Below are 26,043 nucleotides of genomic sequence, written 5' to 3'. Positions count from 1 at the left end.
TGGGAGCGGATTGTGAATGCCCGGCCCCAACCTCGCGCCGCATCCTCCATCACACCAGAAACGCCTCGGCCAACTTCACCCAGTACGACGCGCCAGTCGGCAGCACCGCATCGTTGAAGTCGTAGCCGGGGTTATGCACCATGCAGCCGCCCTCCCCGTCGCCGTTGCCGATGATCAGATAGCAGCCCGGCCGTTTCTCGAGCAGGAACGCGAAATCCTCGCTGCCGGTGAGCGGCACCATCCCGTCGATCAGATTGGCTTCGCCGCCCCATTCGCGTGCGACGCCGCGCGCGAACGCCGTCATCTCCGCATCGTTCACGAGCACCGGATAGCGGCGCTGGTAGTCGATCGTCGCGGTCGCGCCGAACACGGCCGCCTGCGCATGGACGACCTCCTTGATGCGCGTTTCGAGCAGGTTGCGCACGTCGGGCTTCAGCGCGCGCACCGACAGGCGCATCTGCGCGCGATCGGGAATCACGTTCGGCGCGTCGCCCGCGTGGATCGCGCCGACCGTGATGATCGCCATGTCGAGCGGCGACACGTTGCGCGACACGATCGTCTGCAACGCCAGCACGATCTGCGCGCACACGACCACCGGATCGATCGCCCGGTGCGGCACCGCGCCGTGGCCGCCGCGGCCCTGCACGTCGATGACGACGGTATCCGACGACGCCATGAACGGCCCCGGCAGGAAACCGAACTTGCCGGTCGGGAAGCCCGGCATGTTGTGCATCGCGAAGATCGCGTCACACGGAAATTGCTCGAACAGCCCTTCGTCGAGCATCTTCTTCGCACCGCCGAGCCCTTCCTCGGCCGGCTGGAAAATCAGGTTCAGCGTGCCCGAGAAGCGGCGTTCGCGCGCGAGATGCTTCGCGGCCGCGAGCAACATCGCCGTGTGCCCGTCGTGGCCGCACGCGTGCATCTTGCCGGGGACCGTGCTCTGGTACGGCAGGCCCGTCGCTTCGTGGATCGGCAGCGCGTCCATGTCGGCGCGCAGGCCGAGGCGCTGCGCGCCGTCGCCCACTTTCAACTGCGCGACGACGCCGGTGCCGCCGAGCCCGCGATGCACGGCGTAGCCCCACGACTGCAGCTGCTCGGCGACGAGGTCGCTCGTCGCGAATTCCTCGAAACCCAGTTCGGGATGCGCATGGATGCGGTGCCGGATCTCGATCATTTCGTCGGCGAGGCCTGCGGGGATCACGCTGTGCGTCACGGTGTCGTCTCCTGTTGTGCAGTGGGGAATGTGCAGGCAAGGATAGTGCGATGAGCAGCAACCGGACAGACAGAAAGTCGTCGTGGCGGCAACCACTGATTGCCGGTCGGATCGCGCACGCAGGGGACGAAGCGTGGCCCTCGCGAGCGCTATGCCGTCCGGACGACTGCCGCTGGCGATCGGCACGCACGACACTGTGTGTTCAGGTTCGAATTTTCATGCGGAGGGGATCGTTGGGTGTCGCCCAACAATCTGGAATAATCCATTTACATCAAATGGTTGGGAACGTTTGTTCATTTTTTGACGAATGTACATTTTTTGTGTACGCTGACAAAACAGTGAACAATCGATCCTCCGTGATGCCCGCAAACGCTCCTCTTCCGATATCGGAACAGCACGTGCTCGATGAGGCCTGTGCCGCGTTCGCGCGCGCGAGCCGGCGCTTCGCTGCGCGGCCCGTGCGCGTGCCGGCGACGTACCGGGCGCGCGCCGACGCAATGATCCGCTTCGACATCGCCGGGCAGACTATCGAGATGCCGGCGGCCGTGAGCATCGGCGTCGAATCGCTGCAGGGCGCGCTCGCGGCGCTGCGTCGCCGCGGCGGCACGCCGGCGCCGGGCGAGCGGCCGCTGATGCTGGTCGCGCCTTATTTTTCCGCCGAACTGGCCGCCCGCCTGATCGAGCACGACATCCCGTTTCTCGATACCGCCGGCAATGCGAGCCTGATCCAGCCGGAGGCCACCGTGATGATCGCCGGTCGGCCGAAACCTGCCCGCACGCCGCGCCGTCAGGCGTCACGCGCGACCACGCCGAAGGGGCTCGCCGTGATGTTCGCACTCGCGACGCAGTCGGGCCTCGTCGCGCAGCCGTATCGGGGGATTGCCGCCGCGTCGGGCGTCGCGCTCGGCACGGTCAACCTTGCGATGGACGATCTGATCGCGCGCGGCCTCGTCGCGCAACGGCGCAACGGCGAGCGCCTGATTCCCGACTGGCCGCGCTTCGTACAGGAGTGGGTCGCGCTCTACCCGAGCCGCCTGCGCGCGAAGTTGCCGGCCCGGCGGTTTGCCGCGATCTCGCCAGACTGGTGGCGCGACTTCGATTTCGCGTCCTTCGATGCGCAACTCGGCGGCGAACCCGCGGCCGATCTGCTGACTCACGATCTGAAGCCGGCCACGATCACCGTCTATACGCACGGCGCCGTGCCGAACCGCCTGCTGCTGCAAGGCCGCATGCGTCCGGACGAACGTGGCGACGTCGAAATCCTCGAAGCGTTCTGGCCGCGCTCGCCGGCGCTCGACTGGCGCGAGCAGGATGTGCCGCTCGTGCCGCCGCTTCTGATCTATGCGGATCTCGTCTCGTCCGGAGACAGCCGCAACCTTGCCGCCGCCGCGCAGCTCCATGACCGATACCTCGCCCACCCGCCCGCTTGAAATCGATGCGAGCCGGCCGCTCGAGCCGGCGGCGGTCGCGCTGCTGCAAGCGGTCGGCGCGGCCTGCGCGCATCTCGACGCGGCCTTCGTCGTGGCCGGTGCGACCGCGCGCGACATTCTGATGTGGCACGTGCACGGCATCCGTCCGGTGCGTGCGACGCGGGATGTCGACGTTGCCGTATGCGCGGTGAGCTGGCCGTTTCACGCGCAGCTCGTCGATGCGCTCGTCGCGACCGGACAATTCGCGCACGCGCCGAAGCATCAGCAGAAGCTGCTGTTCGACAGCGGCACGCCGGGTTTTCGCACCGAACTCGATCTCGTGCCGTTCGGGCCGCTCGAAACGCCGCCCGGGGAAATCGCGTGGCCGCCCGGCGGCGAGTTCGTGCTGAACGTGCTGGGTTTCCAGGAGGCGGTCGATACGGCACTGCCCGTGTCGGTCGGCGCGGGCGTCGTGGTGCCGGTGGCCAGCCTGCCGGCGCTCGTGCTGCTGAAGCTGCTTGCGTGGAAGGACCGGCGCGCGCGCCAGAACAGCGACGCGTACGACCTGCTGTTCCTGCTCACGCATTTTCACGACGCGGGTAATCGCGAGCGCATCTGGGACGTCGCGCCCGATCTGGTGGAACGACATGGTTTCCAGCCGGAGCTGGCGGCGGCGGCGTTGCTGGCGCGCGATGCGAAACGGATTGCGTTGCCGCATACGCGCGACGCCATTCACGCGCTGCTAGCCGACGAAACGATGTACGCGATGCTCGGGCAGGACCTGCTGGCACGTGCGTTCGCGCTGTTGCCGGGTGAGTTCGACGACGACGCGGACCGGTATCTCGACGCGTTCCGTGACGCCTTTCTTGCCGGCCCACCCGCCCGCCGCGTGTGACGTGACGCAGCCCGGCAAGCGGACGACGCTGCCGCGCGTCGGGGTCAAGCCACCCAGTCTTCGACGGGCAACCCCGCGACACGACTGAATTCGCGGCCGTTGTTCGTGACCAGCACCGCGCCGGCCGCGATCGCATGTCCGGCGATCGACGCATCGTTCGCGCCGATCGGCGTGCCGCGTAGGGCGAGATCCGCCCGAATCGCGGCGGTGGCGTCGACTGCCGCCGAATCCCACGACAGCACGCCATCCAACCGCGAAACGAAGGCCGTCACGAGTTCCGCATGCTTCGGCGACGCTTTCTTGCCCACCGCGCCAAAGCGCATCTCGGCGTAGGTCACGGCCGACACGACGATCCGGTGCTGTGCGTTGACGCACGACTGCAACCGCGACAGCACCACGGGCGGCCGCTCGCGCATGATGAACGAACAGATATTCGTATCGAGCATGTAGAGCGTGGTCACCGGTTGGACTCCGACGGCGCGTCGGCATCGCCGGACAGGTCGAAGCGACCGGACTCGATGACGGCCGGGCGTTCGGCCAGGAAATCGGCATCGGCCAGCGGTTCGTTCGCGAACGACAGCCACGTGGGACGTACCGGCCGCAACAGCAGCGTGTCGCCCTCGCGGCGGATCTCGAGTTCCGTGACACCCTCGAACTCCATGTCCTTCGGGATGCGGATTGCCTGGTTACGGGCGTTCTTGAAAATGGAAACAGTGCGCATGAGCCACTCCATGGGAGTACGATGCGCCCATTCTAAACATATGCTGGCATATGTCAATTTGTCGGGACGCGCATTCGCGGTTGCGTCCCACGTTGTCGCGGATGTCTGATTCATGCTGCCGGCCTGTCGTCGATGAGAGGAGCGATCCATTCTTCACGACGCAGGCCGCGCGGTCCATATACCGGACGGCCGATGCATGCGCATCGCCAGGCTACGCAGGCCGTCGCACCGACGCCGCGCGCCCGCCTCGTCACGGCAACCGGAAAGTGTCAAAGAACGTATCGCGCTCGATCACCGTGAGCGCCGCGCGCTTGTGCGGGAAATCGAATTCCTTCAGCGTGTAGAACCCGAGCCGATGCATGTACGCGATATGCCGCACGTGATCGACGCGCGGCTCGCCGACGAGCCGCTGCGTACGCGGTTCGTCGACGAACATGTAGTGCAGCACCCCGCTCCACCACGCATGCAGCTTGCCGGCGCTCTGGAACCGCGAGTCGCCGATCAGCAGGTGCAGCCCGCGATCGTAGTCGTGCGCGTCGTAGAACGGCGCGAGGCGGTCCTCCTTCGCCCAGTAGAACTCGAAATAGCCGAACGGCGTGTCGTCGAAATAGCCGATCATCGGGTGCATGTGCGGATCGGCCAGCCGTTCGGCGAGATACGCCGCATGCTCGTCGCGCGTGCCGCGCTGGTCCCAGAAATGCGCGACGCGGTCGAGGTTCATCCAGCCGCTGAACAGGTCCGCGTGCGCGTCGATGTCGACGGTGCGCAGGCTGAACGTCATCCCGACCTGCGGCATCGCGCGCGCATAGATCTCGCCGGCCGGCGACGGCGGCCGCACCGGATGCCGGTGGCCGTTCGTGATCGCGTAGCGCAGCGGCATCCCGCCCGACGCAGGCGCCTTCAGCCACGGCCGCGGGTTCTGCCAGAACGTCGTGCGCGACACGGTGAGCCGCAGCGCGTCGCCCGCGACCTGCGCGCCGTCGATCACGCCTTCGCGCACCGCACGCGCGACGTACGAGGCCACGGCCGCCGCATCGGCGCCGCCGAGCGGCACCGTGATCGTCGCCGCGTCGTGCCGCGTGTCGGTGTTGAACAGCGCCACTAACGTCGGGAGCAGCGCGTCGGGCGCGTCGTCGGGCCGCCATGCGTCGAGCGCATGCTCGACGACCGCCGCCGCCTGCCCGTGCGCGGCGCCGTCGAGCGCGGCGGCCACTTCACCTTCGACGGCGTCGGCGGCGCCGGCCGGTTTCGTCAGCGTGTCTTGCATCACAATGCTCCCGCGTCGTGGCGATCGGCGAGCACGTGCAGCCCGCGCTCGAGCGCCGGAAACAGGCTGCGCTGGAAGTTGTTCCAGCGCAGTTCGAGAATCGTGTCGTCCGGCGCGATCGGCGTGTCGAGCACGTCGCAGATCACCTCGCCGGAATCGATACCGTTGTCGACGTAGTGGAACGACGCGCCCGTCATCGTCACGGGTTCGATGGACGACGTCGCGCCGGTGGCCCAGTCGACCCGTTCGCCGCGCGCGCCGTGCAGCGCGTCGAGCGTCGCCCACGCGCCGCGCCGCTGGTACGGCGAATCGTCGGCGGTAATGCCCGGGTGGATGTTCGCGATGCGCCGGTGAAAGCGCGCGCCCGGCCGCACGAGTTCGTCGAGGATCACGAGCAGCCCGTCGAGCACGACGACGTCGGCGTCGAGTTCGAGCAGGCGCTCGAGCAGGCGCCGCTCGAACGCCTGTTTGCCGGCCACGCGCTCGCGCGCGTCGCGCGGCAGCCGCCGGTACGTCGACGGGATCGAACAGAACAGCTCGTCGACCGGCCGGCCCTGCACCGTCAGCCCTTCCGGCAGGATCCACGGGCGGCCCGGCGTGCGCGCGAAGCCGTAATCGGCCACTTTCGCGCGGTCGGCCGGCGAGCCTTCGTCGTCGTCGACGATCACGCCCTGGAGCGTGTAGCGTTCGCCGAGCGGCGAATCGTTCAGGCGCTCGACGAGGAATTCGAGCGGCGCCTTCATGTAGCGCGTGCCGCCCCGATAAGCGACCGGCTGGCCGGCGCGATCGGCCGCGCCGTTGCGCAGCGACTGGATGTAGACGAGATTTTTCTTCGGCATGGAGGCGTCGTGGAAAAAAGCGGACGAAGGCGCCGCGGCCGGCCTGCCCCGGCTACGAAGGCCGGCCGGCGAGCCGCGGCGCGCGACGTCACCAGTTGTATTTCGCGGTGGCGATCACCGTGCGGTCGGTCCCGAAGATGCAGACGTTGTTCGACTGGCAACCGCTGATGTAATGGCGGTTGAACAGGTTCGTCCCGTTCACCGCGAAGCGCCAGTTGCGCATGTCGTAATGCAGGCCCGCGTCGAACAGCGTGACGCTCGATACCGTCAGCGAGTTGTCGGCCGCACCGGCCGACGCGCTCTGGTAGCGAATGCCGCCGCCGAGGCCGAAGCCGGCGAGCGGCCCCGTGTACCAGGTCCAGTCGGTCCACAGCGACGCCATCTGGCGCGGACGCGGAATGTCGACCGGCCAGTTGTTCAGCGAAACGTCGTTGGCCTGCACGTTCTTCACGTCCTGATAGACGTACGACGCGATCACCGACAGGTTGCGCGTGACCTTGCCGGTCGCGCTCAACTCGATCCCGCGCGAACGCACTTCGCCCGTCTGCACCGACTTCGTGCCGGTCGGGTCCTGGCTCGGCAGCGCCGACGTGAGCACGTTGGTCTGGTTGATCTGGTAGATCGCCGCGTTCAGCATCAGGTTCTTGCCGGGCGGCTGCCAGCGCAGGCCGGCTTCGATCTGCTTGCCGCGCGTGGGCTGCGGCAGTCCGCCGCCGACCAGGTTCACGCCGATCAGCGGATTGAACGACGTCGCGTAGCTGACGTACGGCGACAGCCCGTAGTCGCCCTGGTACGTGAGGCCGACGCGGCCCGTGAACGCCGTCACGTCGGCCTTCGTCGACGTGCCGGCCGCGCGGTCGTCCTGCCGCATGTTGACCCAGTCCTCGCGGCCGCCGAGCGTCAGCGTCCAGCGGTTCCACTTGATCTGGTCCTGCGCGTACAGGCCGAACGTGTTCAGCGTCGTGTACGTGTTGGTGCGGAACGTCGCGTCGGGCGTGAACACCGCCGTCGTGACCGGCTGGTACACCGGGTTGTAGATGTTCAGCGGCGGCGCGGCGGCGAGCCACTCGCTGTCGGTCGCGGTCTGCCGGTTGTACTGGAAGCCGAGCAGCAGCGTGTGCTGCAGCGGGCCCGTCGCGAAGCGGCCCTCGAGGTTGTTGTCGATGTCGAAGCGACTGTAGTTCATCTGGAACACGCCGGCCCAGCGCGACACGTCGGTCGTGCTGCCGTCGACGAAGCCGTTGCCGAACACCGAGCCGTTGTCGAGCGACAGGTGCATCAGCCGCGTATTCTGGCGGAACGTCCAGGCCGGCGTCAGGTTGCGCTCGAACTGGTAGCCGACCGACCACTGCTTCTTGCGGTAGTAGTTGAAGCTGCCGTCGCCTTCGTAGATGTCCTTGTTGATCTGCCCGTTCGGGTTCGGCAGCACCGTGCCCTGCGCGGGCAGGAAGTTCGACGAGATGTCGCCCCAGTCCTGCAGGTAGGTCGCGGACAGCGTCAGCGACGTATCCGCGTCCGGGCGCCAGCGGAACGACGGCGCGAGCGCGACGCGCTGGTCGTTGTTCGGGCCCGTCATGGCGTTGCCGTCGCGCGCGACGCCGACGAACCGGTACGCATACTTGCCGTCCGGATCGAGCTTGTCGCCGACGTCGATCATGAACTGCTTGCGCGCGTAGTTGCCGATCTGCACGCCGGCTTCGCGCACGCGCTCGCCGTCGGCGAGCTTGGTGTGCACGTCGATGATCGCACCGGGATCGCCCGCGCCGTACAGCACCGAGGTCGGCCCGCGCAGCACGCTGATGCTGTCGATCATGTACGGATCGACGCGCCAGCTCGCGAGGTTGATCGTGTTCGGCACCTGCAGCCCGTTCACGTAGGCGGTCGGCGTGAAGCCGCGCAGCGCAGCGTACCAGTCGGAGCGGTTGTCCGACCCGTACGACGAGAAGCCCGGCACGTAGCGCAGCGCCGCGTTCACGTCGGTGGCGCCGGTCATCTCGATCTGCTGCGCGGTGACGACGTTGATCGTCTGCGGGATCTCGTTGAGCGGCGTGTCGGTCTTGGTGCCGGTCGTGCTGCGCTTCGCGACGAGTCCGACCGTGCCGTCGCCGGCCGAGGCCGCGTTGACGGTGATCGCCGGCAGCGTGCCGTTCTGCGCGGTGCTCGACGTTGACGTCGTCGCGCCGCTTTGCGCACTGCTGGCCGACGCCGCGGCGCCCGCGTTCACGGCCGGCGCCGTCTGCGCGTACGCGTGCCCTGCCGCCGCTGTACCGAACGCGACGCTTGCCGCGGCTGCGATCGCACGCAAACGCGTGCCTGTTGCCCACTCCATCTTCTTCTGCTCCACTTTTTTCATGCGGTCTCCGACCGCGCCTTTGTCAAAGAGCGAAAGCCATCCGGCCCGCGCTCACCCCGTTGTTCGGTCGTTTTTCGTGCGTGGCCCGCGCCGCGCCTTCGTCGTGCGCGGGTGCGATCCCGTCCTCGAGCGACGCGCAGATCTCGTCGGCGCGGCGCGCCAGTACCGACAGCAGCGTGTCGGACAGGCCGTGGCTGTCTTCGCAGCAGCCTTGCAGGTAGATGCGCGGCGCGAAGTGCTCGGGCGTCGCGAGCAGGTAGTCGCGCGTGACGTCGCCGCGCGTGAGCGCATCGCCCAGGTGCGGCGCGAGCCCTTCGAGCAGCGCCGAATGCGTGTCGCGGCGGTAGCCGGTCGCGAGCACGAGCGCGTCGAAACGCTCGACGCGCGTGGCGCCGCTCATCCGGTCGCGCAGCGTCAGCTCGATGCGGCCGTCGGCGGTGCGCACCGCGGCCTCGATCGCGCTGTTCGCGAGCAGCGCATGACGCGGCGTGCCGTCGATGCGCTGCAGATAGAGCATTTCGTAGATCTGCTCGATCAGCGGCCGGTCGACCACCGCGTAGTTCGTGTCGCGATAGCGCTCGAGCAGCGCGCGGCGCGCGTCGTGCGGCTGCGCATAGACGACGTCGGTGAATTCGGGGCTGAAGATTTCGTTGACGAACGGGCTGTCGTCGGCCGGCTTCAGCGCGCCCGCGCGCATCACGAGGCTCGCGTCGACGTGCGGGAAGCGGCGCGCGAGGTCGATGAACACCTCGGCCGCGCTCTGCCCCGCGCCGATCACCGCGACGCGGCGGCGCTCGCCGTCGGGCGACGCGACGAGCCGGTCGATGTCGGCCAGATACGTCGACGAATGGATCACGCGGTCGCGGCCGAGCGCGGCGAACGCATCGGGAATCGCCGGCGTGCCGCCGACGCCCACCGACAGCGCACGCGTGATGCGCTGGCGCTCGTGGCCGGCCGCGTCGCGCGACAGCACGCGCAGCGCGTCGATCTTCGCGCCGTCGCCGCGCACGGGTTCGATCCCGAGCACGGTCTCGCTGTAATGGACGCGATCGTCGAACGCGTCGGCCACCCAGCTCAGGTAGTCGTGGAATTCGACACGGGTCGGATAGAAGTTCTTCAGGTTGATGAATTCGTTGAGCCGGCCGCGTTCGAACAGGTAGTTGATGAACGTGTAGCGGCTTTTCGGATCGCGCATCGTCACGAGATCCTTCAGAAACGAGATCTGCATCCGGCAGTCGTCGAGCAGCATCCCGCGATGCCAGCCGAACTCCGGCTGGCGCTCGATGAAGCAATGGGCGAGCGTGTGCGCGCCGCCGCGCTCCGCGAGGCGCACGGCCAGCGCCAGATTCGACGGCCCGAAGCCGACGCCGATCAGGTCGAATACGGTTTCTCTCTGCATGTCTCAGCTCCCTTTATCGGTGAATCCGGCCCGTCAGACGTGACGGCCGGAGAAGAACGTCTCGCGCAGCGTGCGCATCCACAGCGGCTGCGCGTCGGCCAGCGCGAGACGGCGCTGCCGCGCGAAGCCATGCCGCGCGAGATGGTCGGCAACCCGCGTGTGGCCGGCCGGAACGGCACAGCCGACCGCTTCGGTACGCAGGTCGTCGAGAAACAGGTAATGCACGACGGACGGCAGCCAGCCGGCCACGCGGTGCGCACCGCGCCAGCGCGGCTCGCCGACCAGCATCCGCAGCCCGCGGTCGTAGTCGCGCGCCGCGACGTGCGGCGCGAGCGCGTCCTCCTTCAGCCAGAACGCTTCGAAATACGCGAACGGCTCGTCGTCGAAACAGCCGACCAGCCGCGTCACGTGCGGATCGGTTTCCTGCGCGTCTTCCGCGCCGCGTGGCGCGGGCTGTGCGCCGGGCCAGCCGTCGCGCACGCGCGGCTCGTCGAACCAGCGCGCGAGCCGCTCGGTGTCTTCCGCCGGCTGCCAGCCGCGCAGCGTGAAGCGCACGCCGAGCGCCGGCAGGTCGCGCGCATAGACGTCGCCGCGCGGTGCGGGCGGACGGCGCGGATGACGCCGGCCGTCGGTGATCGTCGGCAGCGTCGCGCACGGCAGCGCCGCGCCGACGCGCCACAGGTCGGCCTGCTGCGCCCAGCCGTCGCGCAGGCAGCGGCCGCCGTCGGCCAGCACGCCGCTCGCGCGCAGCGCGTCGAGCGCGACCGCCGGCCATGCGGCCGGGTCGAGCCGAATCGCCGCGTGGCGCGCGCTGTCCGAGAACGCCGCGGCGAGTGCGGCCAGCAGCGCCCGCCGCTGATCGGCCGGCGCCGCGCGATGGTTATAGGCGACGAGGCGCAGCGCGCCGTCGTCGCCGAGCTGCGCGCGCAGCAACTGCGCGCCGATCCCGTCGCCCTGCGCGACGCGGATCTCCGCGCCGTCGCGCGCGGCGAACAGGCCGTCCGCGAACGCGAGGCGGTAGGTATCGAGCATCGTGAATCCGTCCGGGCGCACTTCAGCCAGCATGGCGCGCCTCCTGCCCCGTTTCCGCTTGCGCATCGAGCCGCGCGCCGAGCGCCGCGAGCGTCGGCGCCGCGAACACGTCGGCGACCGTCAGCGCATGACCGGCACGGCCGGCCACGTCGACGAAGCGCACGACGTCGAACGACGTCGCGCCGGCTTCGAACAGGTCTGCATCGGCCTCGGGTGCGGCCGTCGCGAACGTGTCCGACCACAGCGCGGCGAGCGCGGCGGCCGCATGGGACGGCATTGCAGGGGGCTGGGTCGCGGCGCCGGCGCGTGCGCCGGACGCAGCGTGCGCGGCTGCGTGCTTATCAGGTGCGCCGAGCGCCGCCTCCGACGCGCCGGCGAACCGCGCGACTTCGTCGTGATACAGATCGACGAGCGTCTCGACGAAATCGCGCGCGAGCAGTTCGTCCGCATACGAGAACGCGGCGCTCACGCGGCCATCCGGATGCTCGACGACGTCCAGCTCCAGCGTGAACACGACGCGATGGCGCACGTCGTCGAATCCGGCCAGCGACAGACCGGCCCAGTCGCGTGCGGCGGCGCCGGTCGGGCGCAGGTAGTTGAACATCACCTGGAACAGCGGATTGGCCTGCGCGGCGCGCGGCGCACGCAGCGCGGCCACGACGTCGGCGAACGGCACGTCGGCATGCGCATATGCGGCAAGCGCGGTGTCGCGCACTTGCGCGAGCACGTCCGCACGGCGCGCGGACGGGGCGATCCGCGTGCGCACGACGACCGAGTTGATGAACAGGCCCAGCGCGGCGCGGGCCGCGTCGCCCGTGAGTTCGCGCGTCGACGCGAGCACGCCGACCGGCTGGTCGGCCGCGCCCGTCGCGCGGAACAGCGCGGTGTTGAGCGCCGCGTGCAGCAGCATCGGCAGCGTCGCGTGCGAGGCCGACGCGGCGGCGCGCGCGGCGCGAATCAGTGGCGCATCGAATTCGAATGCGATGCGGGCCGCGCGCCATTGCGGCACGGCCGGCGCATCGGTGCGCTGCGGCAATATGCGCGACGGCAGATCGGCGAGCGCATCGCACCAGTACGCGACGCGCGCCGGATGGCACGGCGCGGGCAGCACGAGCGGTGGCGCGGCCGGTTCGACGGCTTCACCGGCCGGCACGGCGCTGCGCTGCACGCGGGCGACATAGCGGGCACGCACCGCGTCGAGCCACAGCTCGATCGATTCGCCGTCCGACACGATGTGGTGGATCGTCACCGACAGCACGTGATCGTCCGCACCGAGCCGCAACACGCGGGCGCGCCACAGCGGCGCGTCGGCCGCGAGGTCGAACGGGGCGAGCGCATCCGCGTCGGTCAGCGCGGTCGCGCGAGCCAGCGCATCGGCTTGCGCCGACAGGTCGATCACCGGCAGATCGACGGCAACGTCTGCGTCGATCCGCTGGCCCGGCAGCGCGCCGTCGCGGACGACGAGCCGCGCGCGCAGCGCCGGATGCCCGGCGGCGGCATCCGCGAACGCGGCGCGCAGCGCATCGACGTCGAGCGGGCCGCGCACGCGCAGCGCGACCGGAATGTTGTATGCGGCGCTGTCCGGCTGCGCGCGCCACAGGAACCACAGGCCGAGCTGCGCGGGCGACAGCGGCCACACGCCGTGCGCGTCCGGTTTGGCCATGGCGACGCCCGGCGCCGTGGCGCCGGTATGCGCGGCGCGCGGCGCATCGGCCACCTGCCGCGCGTATTGCGCGAGCACGGGCGCCTCGAACAACGCACGCACCGGCACGTCGCGGCCGAGCCGCTCGGCCACGCGCGTCGCGACGCGCACGGCTGCAAGCGAATGGCCGCCGAGGTCGAAGAAGTGATCGCCGCGGCCCACGCGTTCGAGGTTCAGCACGTCGCACCAGATCGCCGCGAGCGCGGCTTCGTCGCCGTCGTGCGGTGCCTCGTACGCACGTTCGACCCGCACCGGCGCCGGCAACCGCGCGCGGTCGACCTTGCTGTTCGCGTTGCGCGGCAACGCGTCGAGCACGATCAGTTGCGCGGGCACCATGTAGTCGGGCAGCGTGCGGCGCAGGTGCGCATCGAGCGTCGCGGCTTCGACCGGCTGCGCGGCCGCCTGCGCTTCGGCGGTCAACTCGACATACGCGACGAGTTGCGCGAGCGCGCCCTGTCCGTGCACGACCGCGCAGGCTTCGCGCACCGCGTCGTGCGCGGCGAGCTGCGCTTCGATTTCGCCGAGTTCGATGCGCAGGCCGCGCAGCTTCACCTGATGATCGACGCGGCCGATGAAATCGAACACGCCGTCCGCGCGGCGCCGCACGAGGTCGCCGGTCCGGTACAGCCGCGCGCCCGGCACACCATACGGATCGGGCACGAAACGCTCGGCCGTCAGCGCCGGCCGGTCGAGGTAGCCGCGTGCGACGCCGATGCCCTCGCCGCCCAGATACAGTTCGCCGATCACGCCGACCGGCAGCGGATGCAGTCGCGCATCGAGCACGTGCGCGGTGCGCGCGCCGACCAGCGTACCGATCGGCAGATACGCGGCGTCGCCGAGCTTCGCGAGATCGTCGCCGGGACGGAACATCCACAGCGTCGGCGTGATGACCGTTTCGGTCGGGCCGTAGCCGTTGACCACGCGCACCTTCGGCAGCGCGCGGCGCAGCATCGCGAACGCCTCGCGCGACGTCGCCTCGCCGCCGACGGTCAGCGAACGCAGCGTCGGCGGCGCGCCGTGCGCGAGCGCCCATTCGGCGAGCTGGGCCGCGCAGCCGGGCGGCACGTAGGTCATCGTCACGCCGTCGCGGATCATCATCGCGCAGGTCTGCGCGGGCGGCCACAGCACGTCGGCCGTCACCGACACGGCGGCGCCCGACATGTATTGCGAAAACCAGCCTTCGTGCGCGCCGTCGAAATTGACCGACTGGAACAGCAGGAACACGTCGTGCTCGCCTGCGCCGTAGCGCTCGGCGATCGCCGCGCAATGCAGCGCGAACGACGCGTGGTCGACGATCACGCCCTTCGGCTTGCCGGTCGAACCCGACGTGTAGATCGCATACGCCGCATGACCGGGCAGCACGTCCGGCAGCGCGACGTGCGCGGCTTCGTCGAGCGCGGCGATTTCGTCCGCGCGCCAGATGCGCAATTCAGGCAAGTCGGGCAGCGACGCGGCGCTCGCGGCGTCGGTCAGCACGTGCGCAATGGCCGCATCGCCGACGATCTGCGCGAGCCGTTCGCGCGGATGAGCCGGATCGAGCGGCACGAACGCGGCGCCCGACTTCAGCACCGCGATCAGCGCGACGAGCAGGTCGACCGAGCGCTGCAGCGCGACGCCGACGCGCATCTCGGGCCGCACGCCGGCCGCCACCAGATGGCGCGCCAAACGTGCGGCACGGGCATCGACCTCGCCGCGCGTCAACGCGCGATCGATATCGGCGACACCGCGTGCGTCGGGCCGCGCGTGCGCATGGGCGGCGATGCGTGCATGCACCGGTACGAACGGCTCGGCGGCGGTCGCGCCGGCCGGCGCGTTCCACGCGAAGAGCTGCGCGCGTTCGTCGGCAGGCAGCCAGTCGAGATCGCCGATCGGCAGATCCGGGCGCGCGAGCGCATCGGTCAGCAGCGTGACGAAGCGCGCGGCCAGCCGTGCGATCGCATCCGCGTCGAACAGGTCGAGCGCGTAGATGAAGGCGGCGTCGAACGTGCCGTCCGGCGTCGCTTCGACGGACAGCGTCAGGTCGAATTTCGCGGACGGCGTGCCCGACGGCAGCAGCGCGGCCGACGCCGCGCCGAGCGGCGGCAGCGCGCGGCGTTCGCCATACGCGGCCATCACCTGGAACAGCGGATGGTGGCTCGCGCTGCGCGGCACGCCGAGCGCGTCGACCACCTGCTCGAACGGCACGTCCTGGTGCATCTGCGCATCGACGAGCGCACGCTGCGTACGCGCGACCAGCGACGAGAAATCGCCGTGCGCGGGCACGTCGACGTCGATCGCGAGCGTATTGACGAAGAAGCCGATCAGGCCGGCGACTTCCGCGCGCTCGCGGTTCGCGGCCGGCACGCCGACGCAGATCCGCGCGTCGCCGGTCGCGCGCGCCAGCAACGCATCGAGCGCGGCGAGCAGCACCGCGAACGGCGTCGCGCCGGACGCGGCCGCGAACGCGCGCAACTGCGCAGCGACGCGCGCGTCGAGCGAAAACACATGGCGCGCGCCGCGCGCACTGCGACGGGCCGGCCGTGCGGTCGCGCCGGGCAGCGTCAGCACGCCGCGCTGCGGATCGAGCCGTTCGCGCCAGAACGCGAGCTGACGGTCGCGCTCGCCGGCATCGAGCCAGCGGCGCTGCCACAGCGCGTAGTCGGCGTACTGAATCGGCAGCGGCGCGAGCGTCACCGGTTCGCCCGACGCATACGCGCGATAGAACGCCGCAAGCTCGAACAGCATCACGCCCGACGACCAGCCGTCCGACACGATGTGATGGACGGTCAGCGCGAGCCAGTGATGCGTCGCGTCGAAGCGCACCAGATGCGCGCGCACGAGCGGCGCCGTGCCGAGATCGAACGGCTCGGCTTCGTCGGCCGTCGCGACGGCTTCCGCGCGTGCCGCGCGCTGCGCGTCCGGCAACGCTTCGAGATCGGTTTCGCGCCACGGGCAGCGCAGCGGTGCGTGGATCGTCTGCGCGACGCCGTCCTGCGCTTCGTCGAAGGTCGTGCGCAGCGCCTCATGGCGCGCAATCAACGCGTCGCATGCAAGACGCAGCGCATGTACGTCGAGCGGCCCCGTCAGCGCGAGGCGCTCGGTGATGTGGTACGCGTCCGGCGCATCGATCAGCCGCGCGTGCAGCCACAGCCGCGTCTGCGCGAACGATGCCGGCACGCGATCGCTGCGCGGCGTGCGCGGCGGGATCGGCAGCACGCGGAAGTCGATGCCGGCCGCGCCGAGCTTGTCGATGAAGACCGCACGCTGCGCGTCGGGCAGTTGCGCGAAACGCGTCGCGAGCGCGAGCCAGTCGGGTTGAACCTTCGTCATCCGTCGTCCTTATTGGGTTTCCAGTTCGCCGAGCAGCGCGTCGATCGCGCTCGCCGCATCGGTCGCGCCGCGTGCCGCGCAGGCCACGTCGATCGCTTCCGCGCAGCGCGCCAGCGTGCGCGTGTCGAACAGCGTGCGCAGCGGCAGCGCGAGCCCCCAGTGCAGGTTCGCCTGCGCGTGGGCCTGCGTCGCGAGCAGCGAGTGGCCGCCGAGCAGGAAGAAATCGCCGTCGCGGCCGATCGCGTCCACATGCAGCACGCGCTGCCAGATGTCGGCGAGCGCGCGCTCGGTATCGGTCGCGAGTTCGACGGCTTCGGTCGCTTCGCGCACCGGCGCGGGCAGCGCATGGCGGTCGCATTTGCCGTTCGGCGTGACCGGCAATGCATCGAGCTCGATCAACTGCGACGGCACCATGTACGCCGGCAGTTGCGCGCGCAACGCACCGAGCAGCGCTGCACGGTCGAGCGGGCCCGCGTCGCCGCGCGCGACATAGCCGATCAGTTGCGCGTCGCGCACGACCACGACCGCATCGTTGACGCCCGGCGCCGCGCGCAGCAGCGCCTCGATCTCGCCCGGCTCGATCCGCTGGCCGCGCAGCTTCACCTGCGTGTCGACGCGGCCGAGGTAGTCGAGCGCGCCGTCCGCGCGCCGGCGTGCGAGGTCGCCGGTGCGGTACATGCGGGCGCCTGGCACGAACGGATCGGGCACGAACCGCTCGGCAGTCAGCGCCGGACGGCCGAGATAGCCGCGCGCAAGGCCCGCGCCCGCGAGATACAGTTCGCCGGTCGCGCCGGCCGGCACCGGCTGCCACGCGGCATCGAGCACGTGCAGTTGCAGGTTCGCGATCGGATGGCCGATCGGCACCGCGACCGCCTGCGCGTCGTCGGGGCCGCAGGTCCAGTGCGATACGTCGATCGCGGCCTCGGTCGGCCCGTACAGGTTCACGAGCGTCGCGTTCGGCAACAGGCGCGCCATCTTCGCGACGAGCTCGGGCGCCAGCGCCTCCCCGCTCGCGACGATCAGGCGCACGCTGTCGCATTGCGCGGCGGCCGAGAAATCGTCGAGATGCGCGGCGAACGCGGCCAGCATCGACGGCACGAAATGCAGCACCGTCACGCCGTGCGCGTGAATCGCGGCGGCCAGGCGCGCCGGATCGCGGTGATCGCCCGGCGCGGCGATCGCGAGCTTCGCGCCGATCGCGAGCGGCCACACGAATTCCCACACCGACACGTCGAAGCCGAACGGGGTCTTGTGCAGCACGACGTCGTCGCGCGTCAGCCGGTACGCGTGCTGCATCCACGCGATCCGGTTCGCGAGCGCGCCGTGCGTGTTGCCGGCGCCCTTCGGCTTGCCGGTCGAGCCGGACGTATAGATCAGGTACGCGAGCTGCGCGTCGTCGATCGCGGCGGCTTCGTCGTCAATACCGCCCGCCTCGTCGGCCAGCAGGTCCGCGACCGTCAGCAGTTGCGTATCGGCGCCCTCGCCCAGCGCGGCCTCGACCTGCTCGCGCAGATGCGCCTGCGTGATCGCGACGGCCGGCCGCGCGTCGCGCAGCAGGTACGCAATGCGCTCGGCCGGATAGTCGGGATCGACCGGCAGGTACGCGGCGCCGGCCTTCAGCACGCCGACGAGCGCCATCACCATGTCGAACGAGCGCTCGACGCACAGCGCGACGGGTGTGTCGGGCTGCACGCCGCGCCGGCGCAGTGCGGCGGCGATGCGCGACGTCGCGGCGTCGAGTTCGCGATAGGTCGCGCGCTGCACGCGGCCGTGAGCGTCCGCGTATTCGAGCGCGGTCGCGTCGGGTGTCGCCCGTACCGCGTCGGCGAATTGCAGATGCAGCGGCTGCCGCTGTTCGGACGGCCAGACATGTGCGGTGTGCTGCGCATGCACGAGCGTATCGCGGGTCGCATCGTCGGCGATCGACAGCGTGCCCAGCAGCGCGTCCGGCGTACGGGCCAGCGCATCGAGCGCGCAGGCAAACGCGCGATGCCAGGTCTCGACCTGACGCGCGTCGACGCGTGCGGTGTCGTAGCCGTAGTCGATCGTCAGTTCGGCGCCGCTTTCGATTACGAGCGTCAGCGCGAAATCGGTCGCTTCGATGCTGCGTATGCCGCTCAACGCCAGCGCGCGCGGATCGGCGTCACGCACCGACTCGTCCACCGGATAGTTCTCGAACACGACCAGCGTGTCGAACAGTGCGCCGCCCGACCCGCGCGCCCAGCGCTGGATGTCGGCGAGCGGCGTGTGCGCGTGTTCGGCGGCCGCCGCGTTCTCGCGTTGCAGCGCTTGCAGCCAGTCGGCCGCACGTTGCTGCGGCGCCGGCGCGGTGATGACCGGCAGCGTGTTGATGAAGAGGCCGAGCACCGAGTCGACGTCCGCAAGCGCATCGGGGCGGCCGGCGACGGTCGCGCCGAACGCGACGGCCGGCTGGTGCGTCATCCGCTGCAGCGCGAGCGCCCATGCGCCCTGCACCAGCGTGTTGACGGTCAGCTTCAGCGCGCGGGCGGTTTGCGCGACGCGCGCCGTCGTGTCGGCGTCGAGCGTCGCGCGCCACGTGACCATCTCGGCATCCGCGCGATCGGCCGTGCGCTCCGCGATCAGCGTCGGTGCATCGAGCCGCGCCAGGCGGTCGGTCCAGAAGTGCTCGTCGGCGTCGCGGTCGCGCGTGCCGAGCCATGCGATGAAATCGCGATAGCGCAGCGCCGGGCGGCTCGCGAACGGCGACACGGCGTCCGGGTCGCGGTAGTCGCGCAGCACGTCGGCGAGCAGGCGCGCGGTGCTCCAGCCGTCGAGCAGCACGTGGTGGCGCGTCCAGACGACCCGCCACGCATCGTCCGTCACGCGGATCAGCGTGAGCCGCATCAGCGGCGGCGCGCGCCAGTCGAAGCCGCGCGTGCGGTCGGCCGCGAGCCATGCGTCGAAATCGGCGTCGAGCGTGTCGCCGCGCGTGCGCCAGTCGAGTTGCTCGACCGGCATGCGTGCGTGCCGATGCACGCATTGCAGCGGCGCGGCTTCGTCCGGCATCACGCTCGTGCGCAGGATGTCGTGACGCGCGACGGACGCGTCGAATGCGGCCGCGAGCCGGTCGGCGTCCAGCGCGGTCGCGGTCGCGGTCGCGACGAGCTGGTTCACGTAGCTCGCGTGGCCGGGCGCGAACAGCGCATGGAACAGGATGCCCTGCTGCATCGGCGACAGCGGATACACGTCGTCGATCGCGCGCCAGTCGAGCGGCGCGCGTTCGATCGCGGCCTGCGTGAGGCCGGCGGCCTGCGCGAGCGGGAAATCGCCCGGCGTCGCGCCGGCGCCGCGATGCGCGACGCGCGACACGCATGCATCGACGAGTTCGCGCAGCGCGGTCGCGAAGCGTTCGGCGAATGCGTCGATCGTCGCGCGTTCGAATTGCGGCGCACCGTAGACCCAGTGCACCTTCAGCGTGCGCGCGCCGTCGCCGTCCGTGTCGAGGTACGCATGGATCGCGAGCGTATTGCCGAGCGGGCCTCGAGGATCGCGCTCGACGCCGGTGCCGCCGAAGCGCGGGACGAGCGTCGCGTCGCGCGGCGCGTCGAACTGGCCGAGATAGTTGAACGTGACGCGCGGACGCGGCACGGCGGCCAGCGCCGCACGCGTGGCCGCATCGCCGTAGTGCGCGAGCACGCCGAAGCCGAGCCCCTTGTGCGGCACCGCGCGCAGCGTGTCCTTGACCGCGCACAGCGTGTCGCGGGCCGTGGCTGCGACCGGCAGCGTCACCGGGTAATGGCTCGTCAGCCAGCCGATCGTGCGGCTGGCATCCGCGTCGTCGAACAGCGCTTCGCGGCCGTGCCCCTCGAGTTCGACCCGGCACGATGCGGCACCGCGCGCGCCGGCCAGCGCGAGTGCGAGCGCCGCGCCGAGCAGCTCGATCGTCTGCGTGCGATAGGCCGCGTGCGCGTCGGTCAGTGCGGCGCGGGTCAATGTCGCGTCGATCGTCTGCACGACGACGGCCGCATCGGCGTTCGTCGCCGCTGCGTCGGGGTGATCGGGCGCGATGTCGTCGCCCTGCGCCGTGCCGGCCCAGTAGGCGGCTTCCGCTGCGAACGGCGACACCGGTTCCGTTGCCGCGCGGGCGAGCCGTGCGGCCCAGGCGTCCGCGCGCAGGCCCGGCTGCGACAGGCGGACCGGCGTGCGCTCGCATGCCGCGCGGTAGGCGGTGTCGAGATCGTCGAGCAGGATGCGCCACGACACGCCGTCGACGATCGCATGGTGAATCGCGAGATAGAGCCGCGTCGAACCGTCCGGCAGCCGTGCCGCGCATGCGCAGGCGAGCGGCCCGTTGCCGAGATCGAGACGGCGTTGCAGCGCGTCGAAGCGCGCCAGTGCATCGGCTTCGTCGCGTGCGGCGACTTCGACGAACGGCAGCGCGTCGTACGGCTTCGCCGCATCGCTCGCGTGCCACGTGCCGTCGGCGGCGCATGCGAAGCGCTGGCGGAATGCGTCGTGATGTGTGAGCAACGCGTCGAATGCGCGCGCGAATGCGTCCGCGTCGAACGCGCCGCGCACGTCGAACGACACCGACTGGTTCCAGTGGCCGCGGTGCGGGATATCGAGCGCGAAGAAGCGCTGTTGTGCGGGCGTCAGGATCGGCTTCGCAGCCGGCGTGGCCGTTGCAGGCGCAACCGCAGGGTGCTGCGCGGTGACGGCCGTGTCATCCGTTTTCGCGACGCGCGCGAGTTCGGCGACGGTCGGCCCGTCGAACAGCTGCTTCGGCGTGAAGCGGACACCGCGCTTGCGCGCCCGGGCGATCACCTGCAGCACGAGGATCGAGTCGCCGCCCAGTTCGAAGAAGTTGTCGTCGCGGCCGACCTTCGGCGCCTTCAGCACGGCCTGCCAGACATCGGCAAGCACCGTTTCGACCGCGCCTTGCGGTGCATCGCCGGACGCGACCGCAACCGGCACGGCGGCCAGTTCGCGCAATGCCGCGCGATCGATCTTGCCGTTCGCGGTCACCGGCAGACGCGCGAGCGAGACAAACTGCGCGGGCACCATGTAGTCGGGCAGCGTCGCGGCCAGCGCGGCGCGCACCGCGGCTTCGTCGAACGCCGCGCCGTCGCGCATCACGACGAACGTCGCGAGCCGCAGGCGGCTATCGTGCTCGATCGCGAGCGTTTCAGCCTGCGCGATCGGGCCGGTCGCGCGCACGGCCGCACTGACCTCGCCCGGCTCGACGCGATAGCCGCGAATCTTCACCTGATCGTCGATGCGGCCGAGGAATGCCAGACGGCCGTCCGTGCGCAACCGCACGCGGTCGCCCGTCCGATACAGCCGCGCGCCCGGCGTGAAAGGATCGGGCACGAAGCGCTCCGCCGTTTGCGCGGGCCGGCCGAGGTAGCCGCGCGCGACGCCCGGCCCGCCCAGATACAGCTCGCCGGTCGCGCCGGCCGGCACGCACGCGCCGAACGCGTCGAGCACCAGCGCGCGCGCATTCGGCAGCGGCAGGCCGAGCGGCACGCCGCTCGCCGGATCGCGCGCGTCGGCGGCAATCGACGCCGTGTCGCACGCGATCGCGCCGACCGTCGCTTCGGTCGGCCCGTAATGGTTGATCACGCGGCAGGCCGGCGCGAGCGCGGCCAGCCGTGCGACGAGCGCCCACGTGAGCGTTTCGCCGCCCGTCACGAGCGCGTGGCGCGGCAGCACGTCGGCCGGCACGCGCGCGTCGAGCAGCGCCTGCAGGTGGCTCGGCACGATCTTCAGCACGCCCACGTCGCGGCGGCGCATTTCGTCGGCGAACAGGTCCGGATCGAACGCGCACGCGGCCGGCAGCAGGTGCAGCGTACGGCCCGCGCACAACGCGCCGAACAGCGTCGTGTGGCCGAGGTCCGCGGCGACGGTCGACACCATCGCGAACGACGCGTCGGGCGCGAACGCGAGTTCGTCGAGCATCCCCTGCACGTAGTCGGCCAGCGCGCCGTGCGACACGACGACGCCCTTCGGCGTGCCGGTCGAGCCCGACGTGTAGATCAGGTACGCGCCCTGTTGCGGGTGCGGCGCGACGCGCATGCCGGCCGCATGGGCGAGCGTCGCGTCCTGCGCGAGCGCGTCGACGTCGAGCGGCTGTGTGTCGATGCCGGCCGGCCACGCGGCCGGCTCGGCGACGAGCGCCCAGCGTGCGCCGCAGTCGGCAGCAGCAGCCACAAGGCGCGCGGCCGGCTGCGCGGGGTCGAGCAGCACGGCCAGCGCGCCGGCTTTCAGCGCGCCGAGCAGGCCGACGACGAACCGTGCCGAACGCTCGATGCAGACGACGACCGCCGCTTCGGCGGCGACGCCGCGTTGCGTCAGCGCCCGCGCGATGCGGTTCGATGCGTCGTCGAGTTCGGCGAACGTCAGCGAGGTCGATGCGTCAGAAAGTGCGACGCGATGCGGATAGGCAGCCGCCTGCCGCGCGAATGCGGCGACGATGTCGGCATGTTCGATGCGCAGCGCACGGCCGTCGCGCGGTTGGCGCGACGCAGCCGATGCATCGCACGGCAGCGCGGCCGTCGTCGCGTGCGGTTCATGCGCGGCGGACGCGACGAGCGCCGCATAGCTGTCGAGCCACGCACGCGCGGTATCGGCATCGATGCAGTCGGTCGCATAGGCCGCGACCAGTTCGATCCCGTTCGCGTCGTCGGTGAAATCCAGCGCGAAATCGAAGCGCGCGGCGAGATCGGGCCCCGGCGTCGCGACCGCCGTGGCGCCCGACAGCACGCTGTCGTGCCGTGCGTCGAACTGCTGCGCGAACTTCACGCGCAGCCATTCGTCGCCGCGCTTGACGGGCGGCTTCACCGCGTCGACGACGCGCTCGAACGGCACGTCCTGGTGCGCGACCGCGTCGAGCGCCGCGGTACGCGCCGCATCGACGAGCGCACGGAACGGCAGCGTCGGCGCCACGCGGACGCGCAGCGCGACCGTATTCAGGAAAAGACCCAGCAACGCACGCGTTTCGGGGCGCTGACGATGCGCGACCGGCACCGCGACGACGACGTCGGTTTCGCCGGTCAGTCGCGACAGCCATGCGTCGAGCGCGGCCAGCAGCACCGTGAAGACGGTCGCCTGCGCGTCGCGCGCGAGTTGCCGCACGTCGGCCGCGACCGCATCGGGCAGGCGCACCGATACGCGCGCGCCGTGCAGCGTGCGTGCGGCGCCCGGCTGGCGGTCGACCGGCAGCGCGAGCGGGCCCGGCACGTCGCACAACGCGCCGCGCCAGTAGTCGAGCTGGCGCTCGCCCTCGCCGCCGGCCAGCATGTCGCGCTGCCAGTCCGCGTAGTCCGCGTACTGGATCGGCAATCCGGGCAGCGACGGTTCTCGGCCTTCGGCATACGCGCAGTACGCAGCGGACAGTTCGTCGAACGCGCAACGCGAACTCCAGCCATCGGTGATCGCGTGATGCGCGGTCAGCAGCAGGCGGTGACGGTCGTCCGCGAGCACGACCAGCGTCGCGCGCAGCAGCGGGCCGCGCGCGAGGTCGAACGGTTCGGCCGCGTCGCGCTCGGCAAGACGCGCGGCGTGCGCGTCGCGGGCAGCCGGCGGCTGCTCGCGCAGGTCGACCGACGCGATCGACACCGGCAGATGCGCGTGAATCCGCTGCATCACGACGCCGTCGTCGTTGTCCACGAGTGTCGTGCGCCACGCTTCATGTCGGCCGATCACGTGATCGAGCGCGCGCTGCAGCGCGTCGCGGTCGAGCACGCCGTCGATCGTCCAGTGCGCGGCGATGTGATACGCCGCGCTTGCGTCGCGCGTTTGCGCGAGCACCCAGAAGCGTTGCTGGGCGAGCGATGCCGCACGATCGACGTACGTCGCACCCGACGCGGCCGCATCGGCCGGCGCGCGGCGCGCGGCAATCGCGGCCAGCGGTTCGCCGGTCTCGCGTTCCGCGCGATCGACGATTTCGGCCAGTTCGGCGAGCGCCGGATCGGCGAACAGCGTGTCGAGCCGCAGATTCACGCGCATGGCGGCACGGATCGCGGCCTGCAACTGCATCGCGGCGAGCGAATCGGCGCCCAGCGCGAAGAAACGATCGTCGCGCGACGGCGTGGCGTCGAGGCCCAGCAGCGTCTGCCAGAGGCCCGCGATCTGTTGTTCGGTCGGTGTGCGCGACGCGTCGCCCGCGGCTTGCGTCGTATCGCGCGCGGCGGCAATCCGCTGGGCGGCAATCCGCTCGCGCAGCGCGGCACGGTCGAGCTTGCCGTTCAGCGTGTAAGGCAGCGCATCGCACCGCACGAACCCGTGCGGCTGCCACGCGGCCGGCAATTGCGCGGCCACATGCGCCTTCAATGCGGCATCGTCGGCCGCCGCGCGCAACGCGACGCACGCGATCAGCCGCGTCGGCCCGTTGGCGGTGTCGGCCATCACGGCCGCGTCGGTCACGGCCGGGTGCGAGCGCAGGCACGCGGCGATTTCCGCCGGCTCCACGCGCACGCCGCGCACCTGGACCTGATCGTCGAGGCGGCCCAAATAATCGTATGCGTCGTCGTCGCGCAGGCGTGCCAGGTCGCCGGTGCGATAGACGCGCGCGCCGGGTTCACCGTCCGCATCGGGAATGAAACGCTCGGCCGTGAGCGCCGGGCGACCGTGATAACCGCGTGCGACGCACACGCCGCCGAGCAGCAGTTCGCCCACCCCATCGGCGTCGGCGCCGTCGATGCACGCGACCCGCGGGCCGATCACGCGGCCGATCGGCAGCGACGCATACGCGTCGTCCGCGGCCAGCACCGGCGTCTCGCCCGGCTCGACCGGCCACAGCATCGGCGAGATCACGGCTTCGGTCGGCCCGTAACCGTTGATCAGGCGCACCGCCGGGAACGTGCGGCGCACGAATTCGAACGCCTGCTGCGGCAGCGCTTCGCCGCCGAACGCGAGCACGCGCAAGGCCGGCGGCACGCCGTCGCGCGCGGCGACGGCCGCGAATTCACGCAGGTACGCGGGCGGAAACGCGGCGACGTTCACGGCTTCGCGCACCATCAGCGCATGCGCGTCCACCGGCGCGAACGGCTGCGGCGGCGCCACGACGATGCCGGCGCCGACCGCGAGCGGCGCGAGCCAGCATTCGTGCGCGGCGTCGAAGTTGACCGACGCGAAATGCAGCAGACGGTCGCCGCCCTCGATCGGCAGCGCGGCCGCGAGCGCGTCGCAATGCGCGGCGAGCGGCCCGTGCTCGACGACCACCGCCTTCGGCGTGCCGGTCGAGCCCGACGTATAGATCATGTAAGCGGCCGAACGCGGATGCACGGTCACGATGTCGTCATCGAACACGTGATCCTGCGCGACGCCCGATGCTTCCACCGCTGCGTCGAACGCGTGTTCGAACGGCGTGCCGAGCGCCGCGCGGCCGGCGGCGTCGACGATGCCGTGCCGCAGTTGCGCGTCCTGCACGATCCAGTCGAGGCGCGCGGCCGGATGGCGCGGATCGAGCGGCACGAACACGCCGCCGGCCTTCAGCACGGCCAGCAGCGCGACGAACAGGTCGCCCGACCGCTCGACGCACACGCCGACCCGCACTTCGGCGCCGACGCCGGCCGCCCGCAGTTGCCGGGCGAGTTGCGACGCACGTGCGTCGAGCGCACCGCGCGACAGGCGCAGGTCGTTCTGGAAAGGCACCGCGATGGCGGGTGCGTCGGGCGCGATGCGCGCCAGTTCGCGGATTCGGTGATGCAGCGCAGTCGGGAAACTCGTCATGTGCGTGAAATCCTTCGGTCCGGCCGCTTCGGCCAAGTCTCGGGGCCGCTTGGGGCGGCTTCACTGGTGTGACGAACGACGCGGCCGATTTTTTACCGCTTTGTGCGCAAAATGCGTGCGACCGCTTTTTTTGGCGATGTCGCTAAATATTTGCGCGGCCCGTTCGTCTATCAGGAAGGAAAGCCGGAACGGGGCGCGCCCCGCCCGCCGC

Annotated in this window: 12 protein-coding genes; 2 read left to right on the top strand and 10 right to left on the bottom strand. The window is 70.8% G+C overall.

The genetic code is table 11. The annotated features are described in order from the left end of the window. Positions 1-49 precede the first annotated feature (49 nt). Positions 50-1,213: a M20 aminoacylase family protein gene (locus tag J8I35_RS12455; RefSeq protein WP_209925592.1), complete on the bottom strand. Its 1,164-nt coding sequence runs from the start codon at positions 1,211-1,213 to the stop codon at positions 50-52. A 359-nt stretch (positions 1,214-1,572) separates the two neighbouring features. On the opposite strand from J8I35_RS12455, the gene J8I35_RS12450 reads away from it, so the two are divergent. Together J8I35_RS12450 and J8I35_RS12445 are read left to right on the top strand one after the other, a co-directional pair. After that, positions 1,573-2,643, top strand: coding sequence for a type IV toxin-antitoxin system AbiEi family antitoxin (locus tag J8I35_RS12450; protein WP_209925686.1), 1,071 nt, complete (start codon positions 1,573-1,575; stop codon positions 2,641-2,643). Further along, a complete protein-coding gene (locus J8I35_RS12445) occupies positions 2,612-3,517 on the top strand; it encodes a nucleotidyl transferase AbiEii/AbiGii toxin family protein (RefSeq protein ID WP_050012620.1) in 906 nt (301 codons plus the stop codon). The genes J8I35_RS12450 and J8I35_RS12445 overlap by 32 nt, the downstream gene beginning before the upstream one ends. Positions 3,518-3,561: 44 nt before the next feature. On the opposite strand, the gene J8I35_RS12440 is transcribed toward J8I35_RS12445, so the two are convergent. The 9 genes from J8I35_RS12440 to J8I35_RS12400 form a co-directional block, all read right to left on the bottom strand. After that, the gene (locus J8I35_RS12440; protein WP_089488429.1) at positions 3,562-3,978 is read right to left on the bottom strand and encodes a PIN domain-containing protein; all 417 of its coding nucleotides are present in this window, start codon (positions 3,976-3,978) and stop codon (positions 3,562-3,564) included. Further along, entirely contained in the window at positions 3,975-4,238 is a 264-nt protein-coding gene (vapB, locus tag J8I35_RS12435; protein ID WP_050012619.1) for a type II toxin-antitoxin system VapB family antitoxin, read from the bottom strand. Before vapB ends, J8I35_RS12440 begins: the two co-directional genes overlap by 4 nt. A 250-nt stretch (positions 4,239-4,488) precedes the next feature. Beyond that, positions 4,489-5,505: a GNAT family N-acetyltransferase gene (locus J8I35_RS12430; protein ID WP_089488428.1), complete on the bottom strand. Its 1,017-nt coding sequence runs from the start codon at positions 5,503-5,505 to the stop codon at positions 4,489-4,491. Next, positions 5,505-6,344 (bottom strand): formyltransferase family protein, encoded by an 840-nt coding sequence (locus J8I35_RS12425; protein ID WP_124679753.1) that lies wholly within the window; start codon positions 6,342-6,344, stop codon positions 5,505-5,507. The genes J8I35_RS12430 and J8I35_RS12425 overlap by 1 nt, the downstream gene beginning before the upstream one ends. Before the next feature lie 88 nt (positions 6,345-6,432). Next, entirely contained in the window at positions 6,433-8,697 is a 2,265-nt protein-coding gene (locus J8I35_RS12420) for a TonB-dependent siderophore receptor (protein WP_089488426.1), read from the bottom strand. A gap of 22 nt (positions 8,698-8,719) precedes the next feature. Continuing rightward, complete coding sequence (locus J8I35_RS12415) at positions 8,720-10,096, bottom strand: lysine N(6)-hydroxylase/L-ornithine N(5)-oxygenase family protein (RefSeq protein WP_175978246.1); 1,377 nt, start codon at positions 10,094-10,096, stop codon at positions 8,720-8,722. Between the two features lie 33 nt (positions 10,097-10,129). Further along, positions 10,130-11,161 carry a GNAT family N-acetyltransferase gene (locus J8I35_RS12410; RefSeq protein WP_209925590.1) on the bottom strand — a complete coding sequence of 344 codons (1,032 nt, stop codon included), beginning with the start codon at positions 11,159-11,161 and terminating at the stop codon, positions 10,130-10,132. Then, on the bottom strand, positions 11,151-16,139 hold the full coding sequence (locus tag J8I35_RS12405) for a non-ribosomal peptide synthetase (protein WP_209925587.1): 4,989 nt from the start codon (positions 16,137-16,139) through the stop codon (positions 11,151-11,153). Before J8I35_RS12405 ends, J8I35_RS12410 begins: the two co-directional genes overlap by 11 nt. A 9-nt stretch (positions 16,140-16,148) precedes the next feature. Beyond that, complete coding sequence (locus J8I35_RS12400; protein WP_209925586.1) at positions 16,149-25,832, bottom strand: non-ribosomal peptide synthetase; 9,684 nt, start codon at positions 25,830-25,832, stop codon at positions 16,149-16,151. Positions 25,833-26,043: the final 211 nt, after the last annotated feature.

Origin of the sequence: Burkholderia sp. CpTa8-5 (assembly GCF_017815045.1) — a bacterium.
Taxonomy (GTDB): Bacteria; Pseudomonadota; Gammaproteobacteria; order Burkholderiales; family Burkholderiaceae; genus Burkholderia; species Burkholderia sola.
The sequence above is the reverse complement of the archived record's forward strand: the minus strand, read 5'-3'. Positions and strand labels throughout refer to the sequence as shown.

Coding starts and splice junctions, on each gene's coding strand:
- J8I35_RS12450 (WP_209925686.1), top strand. CDS start 1,573: ATGCCCGCAAACGCTCCTCTTCCGATATCGGAACAGCACGTGCTCGAT.
- J8I35_RS12445 (WP_050012620.1), top strand. CDS start 2,612: ATGACCGATACCTCGCCCACCCGCCCGCTTGAAATCGATGCGAGCCGG.
- vapB (WP_050012619.1), bottom strand. CDS start 4,238: ATGCGCACTGTTTCCATTTTCAAGAACGCCCGTAACCAGGCAATCCGC.
- J8I35_RS12430 (WP_089488428.1), bottom strand. CDS start 5,505: ATGCAAGACACGCTGACGAAACCGGCCGGCGCCGCCGACGCCGTCGAA.
- J8I35_RS12425 (WP_124679753.1), bottom strand. CDS start 6,344: ATGCCGAAGAAAAATCTCGTCTACATCCAGTCGCTGCGCAACGGCGCG.
- J8I35_RS12420 (WP_089488426.1), bottom strand. CDS start 8,697: ATGAAAAAAGTGGAGCAGAAGAAGATGGAGTGGGCAACAGGCACGCGT.
- J8I35_RS12415 (WP_175978246.1), bottom strand. CDS start 10,096: ATGCAGAGAGAAACCGTATTCGACCTGATCGGCGTCGGCTTCGGGCCG.
- J8I35_RS12410 (WP_209925590.1), bottom strand. CDS start 11,161: ATGCTGGCTGAAGTGCGCCCGGACGGATTCACGATGCTCGATACCTAC.
- J8I35_RS12405 (WP_209925587.1), bottom strand. CDS start 16,139: ATGACGAAGGTTCAACCCGACTGGCTCGCGCTCGCGACGCGTTTCGCG.
- J8I35_RS12400 (WP_209925586.1), bottom strand. CDS start 25,832: ATGACGAGTTTCCCGACTGCGCTGCATCACCGAATCCGCGAACTGGCG.